At 74.0% G+C, this 12,007-nt stretch carries 8 protein-coding genes; 5 read left to right on the plus strand and 3 right to left on the minus strand.

The features are described 5' to 3' along the window. Positions 1-38: 38 nt before the first annotated feature. Positions 39-710 carry a histidine phosphatase family protein gene (locus tag ALMP_RS27025; RefSeq protein ID WP_264932934.1) on the minus strand — a complete coding sequence of 224 codons (672 nt, stop codon included), beginning with the start codon at positions 708-710 and terminating at the stop codon, positions 39-41. A 38-nt stretch (positions 711-748) separates the two neighbouring features. Continuing rightward, positions 749-1,627 carry an SDR family NAD(P)-dependent oxidoreductase gene (locus ALMP_RS27030; RefSeq protein WP_264932936.1) on the minus strand — a complete coding sequence of 293 codons (879 nt, stop codon included), beginning with the start codon at positions 1,625-1,627 and terminating at the stop codon, positions 749-751. A 50-nt stretch (positions 1,628-1,677) separates the two neighbouring features. Between ALMP_RS27030 and ALMP_RS27035 the strand changes: the two genes are divergently transcribed. From ALMP_RS27035 to ALMP_RS27055, 5 genes are read left to right on the plus strand one after another with little or no spacing between them, the layout of a single operon-like run. Next, positions 1,678-2,994 carry an aspartate aminotransferase family protein gene (locus ALMP_RS27035; protein ID WP_264932938.1) on the plus strand — a complete coding sequence of 439 codons (1,317 nt, stop codon included), beginning with the start codon at positions 1,678-1,680 and terminating at the stop codon, positions 2,992-2,994. After that, positions 2,991-4,439 (plus strand): class I adenylate-forming enzyme family protein, encoded by a 1,449-nt coding sequence (locus tag ALMP_RS27040; protein WP_264932939.1) that lies wholly within the window; start codon positions 2,991-2,993, stop codon positions 4,437-4,439. The genes ALMP_RS27035 and ALMP_RS27040 overlap by 4 nt, the downstream gene beginning before the upstream one ends. Before the next feature lie 12 nt (positions 4,440-4,451). Next, a complete protein-coding gene (locus tag ALMP_RS27045) occupies positions 4,452-5,513 on the plus strand; it encodes a ketoacyl-ACP synthase III family protein (RefSeq protein WP_264932940.1) in 1,062 nt (353 codons plus the stop codon). Further along, positions 5,510-10,780: a type I polyketide synthase gene (locus ALMP_RS27050; protein ID WP_264932941.1), complete on the plus strand. Its 5,271-nt coding sequence runs from the start codon at positions 5,510-5,512 to the stop codon at positions 10,778-10,780. Before ALMP_RS27045 ends, ALMP_RS27050 begins: the two co-directional genes overlap by 4 nt. Beyond that, the gene (locus ALMP_RS27055; RefSeq protein WP_264932943.1) at positions 10,777-11,508 is read left to right on the plus strand and encodes an alpha/beta fold hydrolase; all 732 of its coding nucleotides are present in this window, start codon (positions 10,777-10,779) and stop codon (positions 11,506-11,508) included. Before ALMP_RS27050 ends, ALMP_RS27055 begins: the two co-directional genes overlap by 4 nt. A 16-nt stretch (positions 11,509-11,524) precedes the next feature. On the opposite strand, the gene ALMP_RS27060 is transcribed toward ALMP_RS27055, so the two are convergent. Continuing rightward, a partial coding sequence (locus ALMP_RS27060; RefSeq protein ID WP_264932945.1) for a Gfo/Idh/MocA family oxidoreductase occupies positions 11,525-12,007 on the minus strand: 483 nt, incomplete at its 5' end.

Raw genomic sequence — 12,007 nt, forward strand, 5'->3', positions numbered from 1 at the left:
CCGCCCGGTTCCGCACCGCCCGGCAGCCACTCGGTCCGTCACGCGGTCCGGTCAGTCGTCTCGTCACTCGGCGCCTCGAGGTGCCGTGCGTCGTCGAACCGCAGCAGGTGCCATCGCGTGCCGTCGTGGACGAATTCGTTGATCGAGGTCGCCGCGGGTGTCGAGTCCGTGAACAGCACGTCCGGGACGCGGTCCAGCAGCGCGGACATCACCGCGACGATGAGACCGGCGTGGCAGACCACGAGGACGGTCCCGCCACGGTGACGGGAGACCAGACCACCGACGAACCGGCCGGCCCGGTTCCGGAAGCGGTTCCAGGTCTCCCCGCCGGGTGCGAAGGGCCGGTCGGGCTGCACGGTCATGTCGAACGCGCCGTGGACGCGCTGGTATTCGTCGATGGACAGGCCGTCGGCCGCCCCGAAGTCGAGTTCCCGCGCCTCCGGTGCGACGACCGGCGCCAGTCCCAGACCGCCCGCCAGGATGCCGGCCGTCTCCCGGGCTCTGCGCACCGGGCTGGTCAGCAGCGCCTGCGGGCGCAGTGGTTCGGCGGCCAGGCGGACGGCGAGCCGCCCGGCCTGTTCCCGGCCCAGCTCCGTGAGACCGGGACAGGTGCGGGAACCCGCGATCAGTTTTTTCACGCTGGCATGCGACTGTGCGTGTCGCACCAGAATGAGCCGGGCGGTGGAATTCCGTTTCTTTTCGAGCACCATAAGTGTGAAGATCCTTGCATCATCCTGTGGGGGGAAGGTCAGTTGAGATCCCAGCCGCCGTCGACGGTCAGGCTCTGACCCGTGATGAAACCGGCATCCGGAGAGGCCAGAAACGCCACGGCCGCCGCCACGTCCTCCGGACGTCCGTGCCGTTTGACGCATTGTCGGGCGAATTCCCTGTCCCGCCATGACGGATAATCCGGATGAGCTCTCTGTTCGGGACTCAGTTCGATCGGACCCGGTCTGACGGAATTCACCGTGACGCCGTGCGGGCCGAGTTCGCGGGCCAGGGCTCGGACGAATGCCTCCAGACCGCCTTTCGCCGCGATGTACGGGGCGAGTTCCACGCGGCCGATCCGCGTGAGCACCGTGGAAACCGCCACGATCCGGCCTGTCCCGCGGGCCACCAAATGCGGTGTGGCGGCGCGCGCGCAGGCGATGTGCGCGAGGAGATTGACGTCCACGGCCGAGCGCACGTCGTCCCACGCGGTGTCCTGCCAGGGCACGTACCGGTACGCCCCGGCGTTGCACACGAGGACCTCCAGCCGGTCCCCGCACGCGGCCATGGCGTCGCCGAGGCGCTCCACGGTCTCCTCCCGCGTGAGGTCGCCGACCACCGTGGCCAGGACGTTCGCGCCGGCCGCCGTCACCCGGCCGGCGGTGTCGGCGAGTCCGGGGTCCTGGTCCAGATGGGTCAGCACCAGGTCGTGGGTTGCCGCGAGCCGGGCCGCGATGGCGGCTCCGAGGCCCGAACCCGCCCCCGTGACCACGGCGACGCCCCGATTCGACATGCCATTCCTCCCTGCCGACGCGAGCTGATCACCCGTCCGAATCCTGCCACTCAAGACAGGCCGATCACCCCCGCGATCCGGCCATTCCGGCAACGACCGCTGTCGGCCACGAAAGGGCTGCGGCATTCTGTGATGTCAGATCAGGCCGACGCAGCTGGAGGTTTTCAGTGGGTGCCATGGACGCCGAACGTCGGACGAATACTGATTCCCTGGAGGACATCAAGCACGTCATCGCCGGCGGTGTCAGCAGCAGCATGCGCGCGGCGGCCGTCCCCGTGCCCCTCGTCGTACGGCGCGCCGAAGGATGTCTGATCCGGGATGTCGAAGACACGGAGCTCGTGGACTTCAACATGGGCTACGGACCCCATCTCTTCGGTTACGCCGACCGGGACGTGGCGGAGGCCGTGGCCGATCAGTTCACCAAGGGTCATATGACCGGCTTGCCACACGAATTGGACGCCGCGGCGGGATCGCTCGTCGCCGAACTGGTGCCGGGCGTGGAACAGGTCAGGTTCGCCAATTCCGGCACGGAGGCGGTGGCCTCCGCGCTGCGGCTCGCCCGCGCCACCACCGGCCGCTCCCTGGTGGTCACCTTCGAGGGGCACTACCACGGCTGGAGCGAGACCGTCCTGCGGGCGGGCAAGACCACGCTCCAGGTGCAGGGCACCCGGCCGACGGACGTCGTCCCGGGGGCGCCCGGAATGATCCCCGAGGCGCTCGCCCACACCGCGCAGCTGCCGTGGAACGACGCCGAGGCCCTCGAGGAGCTCTTCGCGCGCGACGGCGACCAGATCGCGGCCGTCATCCTGGAACCGGTGCTGGCCAACGCCGGGGTGATCCCCCCGGCCCCCGGCTTCCTGCGGCTGCTGCGCGAACTGACCGCCCGCAGCGGCGCGATGCTGATCTTCGACGAGGTGATCACCGGCTTCCGGGTCGCCCGCGGAGGGGCGCAGGAGCTGTACGACGTCACACCCGACCTCACGGTCCTGTCCAAGGTCATGGGCGGCGGGTTCCCCGTCGCGGCTTTCGGCGGCACCGCGGAGGCGATGCGGATGCTCGCCACGAACGAGGCGTACCACGCGGGCGTCTACGCCGGGAACCACGCGGCCCTCCGCGCGGTCGTCACCGTCCTGACCAAGCTCCGTGCGCTGCCCGGCCTCTACGACGAGCTGGAGGCCATCGGCGCCGGCGCGGAGGAGGCGCTGCGCGAGGTCTTCGCCGCGGAGCGGCGGCCGGTGCACATCAGCCGCGTCGGCACCCTGATGTGCGTGGCGCTGCTCAGGAAACCGGTGGAGAAGGCAGACACCTTACGAGGGCTCGCCGACGCCGTCGACTTCTCCCGGCACCGCCGGTTCCAGACGCTGGCCCAGCGCGAGGGCCTCTACTTCCACCCCAACGCGCTGGAGCCGTGGTTCCTGAGCACGGAGCACACCGGGGACGTCCTCGACAAGGCGGCGGGGGCCCTGCGGCGCGCGCTGACCGGGCTCGGATGACCGGCGCGCGCGGGGAGCTGCTCTCGCTGCTGCGTGAGCAGGCCGCCCTGCTGGGGGACGCTCCGCTGATCAGCGACGTCTCCGGGACGACCGGCGCGGCGCGGTTGGCCGAGATGGTCGACGCCAGGGCCCGCGCGCTGCGGGAGGCGGGTGTCGGGCCGGGGGTCCTGGTGGGGACCGTGGCGTGGCCCGCGGCCGAGTTCGTCAGCGACGTGTTCGCGATCATCGCCTCGGGGGCGGTCGCCGTACCGCTGTCGCGCCGGCTGACGCCGTGGGAGCTGCGGCGGATCCAGGAACGCTGCCCGCTCGACTTCCTGTCGGCGCCGAGCGAGTCGCCCCTGGCCTTCCCGCGCACCGCCGCGGACTGGGGCACGCGGACCCTGAGCGACGGCCGGGAACCCGGTCGCGAGGGAGCGCGCCGCCCTGCCTTCGACGGGGCGGCGACGGCCCAGATCACCTCGGGCACCACCGGATACCCCCGGGTCGCGCTGCGCTCCGCCGACGCGCTGCTGGCCGAGGCGGAGCACTACCGGACGGCCCTGGAGCTGGGGCCGCGCAGCCGGCTGCTGTGCCCGGTGCCGCTCCAGCACGCCTACGGCTTCGGGTTGTGCGCCGTCGCCGCGCCCCTGGCGGGTGCGCGGGTGCGGTGTCTGACGCCCGACAAGCCGCGTCTGCTGTTGCGTGAACTCGCCGACGACGACGTGACGCTGTTCGTCGGTGTGCCGCCCATGCTGCGGCTGCTCGCCAAGTCCGCCCGCACCCGGCCCCGGGAGGACCGCGCGGTCGGTTTCCTCTCCGCCGGCATGGCGCTGGACGCGCACACCGCCGAACTGGTCGCGACCCGGCTCGGCGGGGAGGTCGGCCAGGTCTACGGCACCACGGAGACCGGTCCGATCTGTGTGAGCCGGCCCGTCGCGTGGCGGCCGGGCGCCGGCGGACCCGGCACACCGCTGCCCGGTGTGCGGGTCACGCTGTCCCCGGTCCCCGGAGCCGAGTCCGGGCAGTCCGGGACGGGCCTGGTGACCGTCACGTCGCCGTCGATGATGCTCGGTTACGCCGAGCGGGACGCCGTCGACGCGACCCCGCTGCGGGACGGTTTCACCACGGGTGACCTGGCCCGGTGGGAAGGACCGGAGCTGGTGCTCGTCGGACGGCTGTCCACCAGCATCAACGTCGCCGGCGTCAAGGTCAGCCCCGAGGAGATCGAGGCCGTGCTGCTCGCCTTCCCGGACGTCGCCTCCTGTCTGGTGTCCGGCGTGGACGATCCCGTCCTCGGCCAGCGGATCAGCGCGACGGTGACCCCCGAGACGGTCGACCTCGACAAGCTGGAGCGCTTCTGCCGGGAACGGCTGTCGCCCGGCTGGGTCCCCCATGCCTTCGCCTCCAGGGCGGAACTGCCGACCACCGAGACCGGGAAGGTCATCAGGCCCCGGCCCGGTCAGTGAGGAAATGTGAGAGTGAGAACAGAGAACGTCTTCCTGGCAGGGACCGGGGCGTACATTCCGCCCAGGGTGAGCGTGGCGGAGGCGGTCCGGCGCGGCTGGTACGACCGGGAACGCATGGAGTCCTGCGGGTGGCGGAACATCGCCGTGGCCGACGGCACCTCCGCGCCGGACATGGCGGTGGCGGCCGTCCGGCAGGCGGTGGACCGCTCGGGCCTCGGCCGGGACGACATCGACATCCTGGTGCACTCCTGCGCCTACCACCAGGGCCCCGACGGCTGGTCGGCGCCGCACTACATCCTGCGCTCCACGCTCGACACCCCGGTTCCGGCGCTGACGGTGGAGCAGGGCTGCAACGCGTTCCTCGCCGCCCTGGAGATGGCCACCCAGTACCTGCTGTGCGCGCCGTCGCGCACCGGGGCCGTGGTGAGCAGCGCGGACAACTTCGGCGCTCCCTCGGTCGACCGCTGGCACGCCCACCGGGACGCGGTGCTCGCCGACGCGGCCACCGCGGTCGTGCTGTCGAAGCGGTCCGGCTGGGCCGAACTGCGCTCCATAGACTCGGTGTCGCTGCCCCGGTTCGAGATCCTCAACCGCGGGCACGTCCCGATCTTCCCCCCGTCGGTCACCGCCGGCCGCATGCTCGACATGAACGAGCACCTGGAGGCGATGGTCGAGGAGCTGGGGCCGAGGGCGTCCGAGATCGGCCAGGAGTACGCCGCGAGCAGTGTGAAGCTGATCGAGCAGGTGACCGGCGAGGCCGGGATCACCGTGGCGGACCTGTCCAAGGTGCTGCACCTCGGGGCGGGCACGACGGACTTCCTGGACAGCCATCTGCGGCCGATGGGCCTGGACGCCTCGCTGGGCGCCGTGGACTTCTTCCGCGACGTGGGTCACGCGGGCGCCGCCGACGTCGGGCTCCAGCTCAACCACCTCGTGGAGGACGGGCAGGTGAGCCCCGGTGACCATCTGCTCATGCTGAGCGCCGGCCCCGGACTCATGGTGACCGCGGCGGTCGTCACGGTGCGGGAGCTGCCCGCCTGGAGCACCGAGGGCGCCGAAGGGAGCGGGGCGTGACGCGTTCGCAAGCCTCACCGGACGCGGCGGCCACGGCCGCCGACGGGCCCGGGGAGCCGATCGCCGTCGTGGGGCTGAGCTGCCGGTTCCCCGGTGGCGCCGACTCCCCCGACGCGTTCTGGGACCTCCTGGTCCAGGGCCGGGACGGCATCGGCGACGGAGCCGAGCGCTGGGCGCCGTACGCGCGCGGCCAGGACGACCACGCGGCCGTCGTACGGAACACCACCAGCCGTGGCGGCTTCCTCACCGACATCGCCGGGTTCGACGCCGAGTTCTTCGGCATCGCGCCGCGTGAGGCGGAGCTGATGGACCCCCAGCAGCGGCTGCTGCTGGAGCTGGCGTGGGAGGCGCTGGAGCACGCGGGGATCCCGCCCCTGAGTCTGGGCGGCGGCGACTGCGGTGTCTTCGTGGGCGTCGGCTCGGACGACTACGGGCGGCGGCTGCTGGAGGACCTGGCGCGGATCGAGGCGTGGACCGGTATCGGCGCGGCCATGTGCGCCACCGCGAACCGCATCTCCCACAGCCTCGACCTGCGCGGCCCCAGCCTCGCCGTGGACACCGCGTGCTCGGCCTCCCTGGTCGGGGTCCATCTGGCCTGCCGGAGCCTGCTGTCCGGGGAGTCCGACGTGGCCCTGGCGGCGGGCGTGAACCTCATGGTCGCGCCCGGTCTGTCGGTCACCCTGGACCGTGCCGGCGCCACCTCCCCGGACGGCCACAGCAAGCCCTTCGACGCCTCGGCGGACGGCTACGGCCGGGGCGAGGGGGCGGGTGTCCTGGTCCTGAAACGCCTGGCGGACGCCGAGCGGGCGGGCGACCGGGTGCTGGCGGTGATCCGCGGCAGCGGGGTCAGCCAGGACGGGCGCACCGCCGGCATCATGGCGCCCAACGGCGAGGCGCAGGCGGACCTGTTGCGCAGGACGTACGCGCGGTGCGGCATCGCGCCGGACTCGGTCGACTACGTCGAGGCCCACGGCACCGGGACCGTCGCGGGCGACCCGCTGGAGGCCGGCGCGCTCGCCGCGGTCTTCGGCGCGGGCCGGCCCGCGGACAACCCCTGCCTGATCGGCTCGGTCAAGGGCAACATCGGGCATCTGGAAGCCGGTTCGGGGATCGCCGGGATGATCAAGACGATCCTCGCGCTCGTGCACGAGGAGATCCCGCCGAGCGTGCACTTCTCCGCCCCCAACCCGCGTATACCGTGGGCGGATTCGGGGCTTCGGGTGACGCGGGAGCGCACCCCATGGCGCCGTGGCGGCCCGCCCCGGCGGGCGGGTGTCTCCAGCTTCGGCTACGGCGGCACCATCGCCCATGTCGTCCTGGAGGAGGCGCCGGCCCGGCCCGAGCCGTCCGCCGGGGCCGAGGAGGCCGCGGCGACACCCCGCTTGTTCCCGCTCTCCGGCCGGTCGGAGACGAGCGTCCGGGAGGACGCCGCCCGGCTCGCCGACTGGCTGGCCGGGCCCGGCACGGGCGTTCCGCTCGCCTCCCTGGCGCAGGACCTCGGGACACGGCGCAGCCACCTGGAGCGCCGGGCCGTCGTGGTCGCCGCCGACCACGGGGAGCTGGCGAGCGCGCTGCGCGGCTGCGCCGCGGGCGAGACGGCACCCGGCCTCGCCGAGGGCACGGTGGCGGACGAGGGCGGGGACCGGGTGGTGTGGGTCTTCTCCGGGACCGGCGCCCAGTGGCCGGGCATGGGCCGTGAACTGCTGGCCACGGACGCCGTGTTCGCCGAGGTGATCGACCGGATCGGGCCGGTCTTCGCCGAGGAGTTCGGCACGACCGCCCGGCAGATGATCGAGGACGGGGACGTCACCCGTGTCGACGTCGCCCAGTCGATGATCTACGCGGTGCAGATGGGCCTCGCCGCGGTCTGGCGGTCGCTCGGGGTGCGGCCCGCCGCCGTCGTCGGCCACTCGATGGGGGAGATCGCGGCCGCCGCGACCGCCGGGATCCTGTCGCTGGAGGACGGCGCCCGGCTGGTGTGCCGGCGCAGCGTCCTGCTGCGGCGGGTGGCCGGCGCGGGCGGCATGCTGATGATCGGGCTGCCCGCCGAGGAGGCCGCCGCCCGGCTGGGCGGCACCGACGGCGTGGTGCCGGCGGTGTTCGCCTCGCCCACGACGACCGTGGTGGCCGGAGCGGTGGCCGAGATCGACGCCCTGGCCCGGGAACTGACGGCGGATGCGGCGCTGCTGGTGCGCCGGGTCGACAGCGACGTGGCCTTCCACAGCCCGCAGATGGAGCCCCTGATGAAGGAGCTCGCCGAGGCCGCGGCCGACCTCACCGTCCGCCCGCCCCGGATCCCCGTCTACAGCACCGCGCTGGAGGACCCGCGTGACGCGTCCCCCCGTGACGGCGCCTACTGGGCGACCAATCTGCGCAGCCCGGTACGGCTGTCGGGGGCCGTGGCGGCGGCGGCCGAGGACGGCTTCCGCACCTTCCTGGAGGTGTCCGCCCATCCGGTGGTGCGGCACTCCGTCCAGGAGATCCTGGACGCGGTCGGGGCCGACCGGCACTGTGTCGTCGGCTCCCTGCGCCGTGACACCGGGGAGCGGCGCCAGCTGCTGGCGAACGCGGGGACGCTGTACTGCCAGGGGGTCGCCCTCGACTGGCCCTCGGACCCGGGGACGCCGCCCCTGTCGCTGCCGGTGCGCAGCTGGCGGCGGCAGCGGTACTGGCGCGACCTGCCGGTGCGCAGGACCGACCGCGGGCGCCACGACGTGACGAGCCGTACCGTGCTGGGTCCGCGCACCTCCCTGGCGGGGAGGACGCCGCTGGACCTGTGGCGCACCCGCGTCGACAGGGAGTCCCGGCCGTATCCGGGCAGCCACACCATCCACGGCGTGGAGATCGTCCCGGCGGCCGTCGTCCTGCAGACGTTCCTGGCCGCGGCGGGGCGCGGGGCGTCGCCGTCCGGCCTGTCCGACGTGTCGTTCGACCTGCCGCTGACCCTGGCCACGGCCCGGGACGTGGACGTGGTCGCACAGGACGGTGTGGTCCGCCTGCTGTCCCGGACCGTCGGCCCGGACGCGCCGGACGCGCCCGACGCCGAGGCCGCGGAGGAGCAGCCGTGGCTGACCCATGCCGTCGCGTCCGTGTCCGACCGGAGCGCGCCGCCCGGCCTTCCGTCCGTCGGTACGGCGCCGGGCACGGTGCTCGCACCGGACCGGATCGTCGCCGACCTGGCCTCGGTCGGCGTGCCGAGCATGGCCTTCCCCTGGCGGGTGGACCGCCTGGAGCGGATCGAAGAGGGGCTGCGCGCGGACGTCGTGACGGACGCGGGCGAACCGGCGTCGACCTGGGCGCCGCTGTTCGACGCCGCGCTGTCCATGGCGGCCGTCGCCTTCCCCGGCCCCGCCGCCCTGCGGGTGGTGGCCGGCGTCGGCCGGGTGTGGACCACGGGCGAGCCCCCGGCCCGTGCCCGCGTCGAGGCGCTCGTCGACGGCCCGGCCACGGTGAGCGTGCGGATCGCGGCGGAGGACGGGCGGACCGCGGCCGTCCTCGCCGGGGTGCGGTACGCGGGCGCGGAGGACCGGACGGCCGCGGGCACGCCCGGGGAACTGCTGTTCCGCATGGACTGGAAGCCCCTCCCCGGCGACACCTCGCGTGTCCCGTCCCGGCCGTTGGTGCTGATCGGCGCGGACGGGGAGCTGACGGCGGCGCTGCGGGCCACGGCCGAGGACGGCGGCGTCCGCTGTCTGTGGGCGGAGGATCCGGACGGGCTCGACGGCCTGCGCGAGCAGTTGTCCGGGCCCGTGGACGTGGTGGTGCTGCCGCTGCCGGAGCGCGGGGAGCCCTCGGAGCAGGACATCGGGGAGCGTGCCGTGCGGGAGGCGTGGCGGCTGGCGTCGGCGGCGCGGCGGCTGAGCGCGTGGCCGCCCGGTACGGCGCGGCTCTGGTCGCTGACCTCGGGTGTGCGTGAGGCGGACCGGCTGGAGGCCGTGGCGCAGTCGGCCCGGTGGGGACTCGGCCGGGTCGTCGGGGGCGAGCACCCCGACCTGTGGGGCGGCACGCTCGACCTCGGCCTGCGGCCCACGCGGGACGACCTGGTCACCGCGCTGGGCGTGATCGCCGCGAACCCGGGCGAGGACGTCGTCGCGGTCCGCGAGGGCGGGGCCTGGGCGAACCGGCTGGTGCGCTCCCCCGGCGCGGGCGGTGACCATGCCCCGCCGCGGTGCCGGCCGGACGGCACGTATCTCGTCACGGGCGGCCTGGGCAGCCTGGGCGGTGAGATCGCCCGCTGGCTGGTGGAGCGGGGAGCGCGTCGCCTCGTCCTGGCCGGGCGCGGGGGCCTTCCGCCCCGGTCGCGGTGGGACGCCGTCACCGACGAGGTCCAGGCGCGCCGCATCGAGACCGTCCGGGGGCTTGAGGCCCTCGGCGCGACGGTCCGGGTGCTGTCGCTGGACCTGTCCGACGCCGAGGCGGCGGCCGCCGCCCTCGACCCGGACGCTCTGGGCCTGCCGCCGATCCGTGGAGTGGTGCACGCCGCGGGTGTGCTCGCGGACCAGTTCGTCGACCGGCTCGACGCCGACGCCCTGGCGGCGGTGATGCGGCCGAAGGCCGGCGGCGCGCTGACCCTGCATCGGCTCTTCCCGCCGGGAACCCTGGACTTCCTGGTCCACTTCTCGTCCTGCGGGCAGTATCTGGGGCTCACCGGACAGGCCGCCTACGCCTCCGCCAACGCGTTCCTCGACGCCATGGCCGCCCACGACCACACCCTCGGTGCCGTCGGCAGCATGAGTCTGGCGTGGACCTCCTGGCGGGGCATGGGCATGGCGGCCAACGCGGCGGTCGACGCCGAGCTGCGGGCCCACGGGGTCGGGGACATCACGGCGCCGGAGGCCTTCGGTGCCTGGGAGCAGGCCGGCCGGGTCGGCGCCGCCTCGCTCGCGGTGCTGCGCACCGTGCCGCTGCCCTCCGGAGCGCGCCGCACCGGCCTGCTGCGCGACATCGCCGACGACGAACCGGCGGCTTCGGCGGCTCCTCAGGAGGGGACCCCGGATCTCTCGGAGCTGTCCGAGGAGGCGCTGCGCACGCTGCTGCACGAACAGACGGTCTCCGTCATCGTGAGCGAGATGAAACTGGATCCGGCGGAGCTCGACCCGGACCGCTCGCTGCTGAAGACGGGCCTGGACTCCGTGATGGCGATCGTCATCCGCCGCCGGCTGGAACGGCTGCTGGAGCGCAAGCTCCCGGCCAATCTGGTCTGGCACCAGCAGACGGTCTCGGCCATCGTGGACTACCTCGTCACCAGCACCCCCTCCCGGGAATGACGGCGGGTACCGTGCCGTTGGCCTGCCGGATCACCGGTGATCCGGCAGGCAGGCCGACGGTTCTGCTGCACGCGCTGGGCAACACCGGGCGGAGCTGGGACCGGCTCGTGTCCGAGCTGCGGCCCCGGGGGCGCCGGCTGTTCGTGCCGGACCTGCGCGGACACGGGCGCAGCCCCAGGGCGGAGGCGTACACGTTCGAGCTGATGTATCGGGACGTGCTGTCCCTGCTGGACCGTCACCGCCTGGGCGGGGTCGACCTGGTGGGGCACTCCATGGGCGGTCATGTCGCCTGGCTCGTCGCCCAGCGCCATCCCGACCGGGTCGGCAGGCTGGTGATCGAGGACACCCCGCCGCCGCCCCGGGACGCGGCGGCGGAAGCGGAGCTGCGGGCGCGGTCACGGCGGCCCGACGACCGGGCCCGGATCATCTCCCTGTACCAGGAGTTCCGCGAGCTGCGCAGGGCGGGTGAGCTGGACGGCGCCGCCGTCCGCCCAGTGATCGACGGCCTGCGGAAGGCGGATCCCGGGTGGTGGCGGCGGCTCGGGGAGGTCACCGCGGAGACGCTGGTGATCAGCGGCGGACTGTCCAGTCCGGTCCCCCGGTCCCTGCTGGCCGAGGTCGCCGGGGCGGTGCCCCGGGGGCGGCTGCTGGCCATCGACGCGGGCCACTACGTGCATCGCACCGCACCCGAGCGGTTCTGCGCCGAAGTGGCCCGTTTCCTCGACTGATCCCCGCCCGGGGCGGTCAGGGAAGCCGGGCTCGACGGTACGCCGACTCCACCACGAGCTGGACGTCCAGGGCGTCCTGGGCGCTGACCTTGCCGTGCGGGGTGGCGACGCCCGTCACCGTGTCGAAGTACGCCGAGATCGCGGCGAGTTCCGGTCCGCGCTCGGTCGCCTCGACCGTGCCGTCCGCCCGGCGCAGCTCGCCCCGGCGCAGGTCCAGCACATGGTCGCCGTCCTCGGTGGTGACGGTGACCGACGTCTCCAGCCTGCGCGCGGCCCGGTCGATGCTCAGCGTCGCCGGCACGCCCTGGAACGTCATCTCCAGCCGGACCCGCTCCTCGACGTCCGGCGCGTCCACCTCGCACGCCTCGACCTGCGGCGGGCCGAAGACCGTCATGAGCAGGTCGATGGCGTGCGGGCCCAGGTCCAGCAGCGCGCCGCCGCCGGCCTGGGCCGCGTCGCCGTACCAGGGTGTGCGGGCCCGCCCCACCCCGGTGCCCGG

Source organism: Streptomyces sp. A012304 (assembly GCF_026008495.1).
GTDB lineage: Bacteria > Actinomycetota > Actinomycetes > Streptomycetales > Streptomycetaceae > Streptomyces.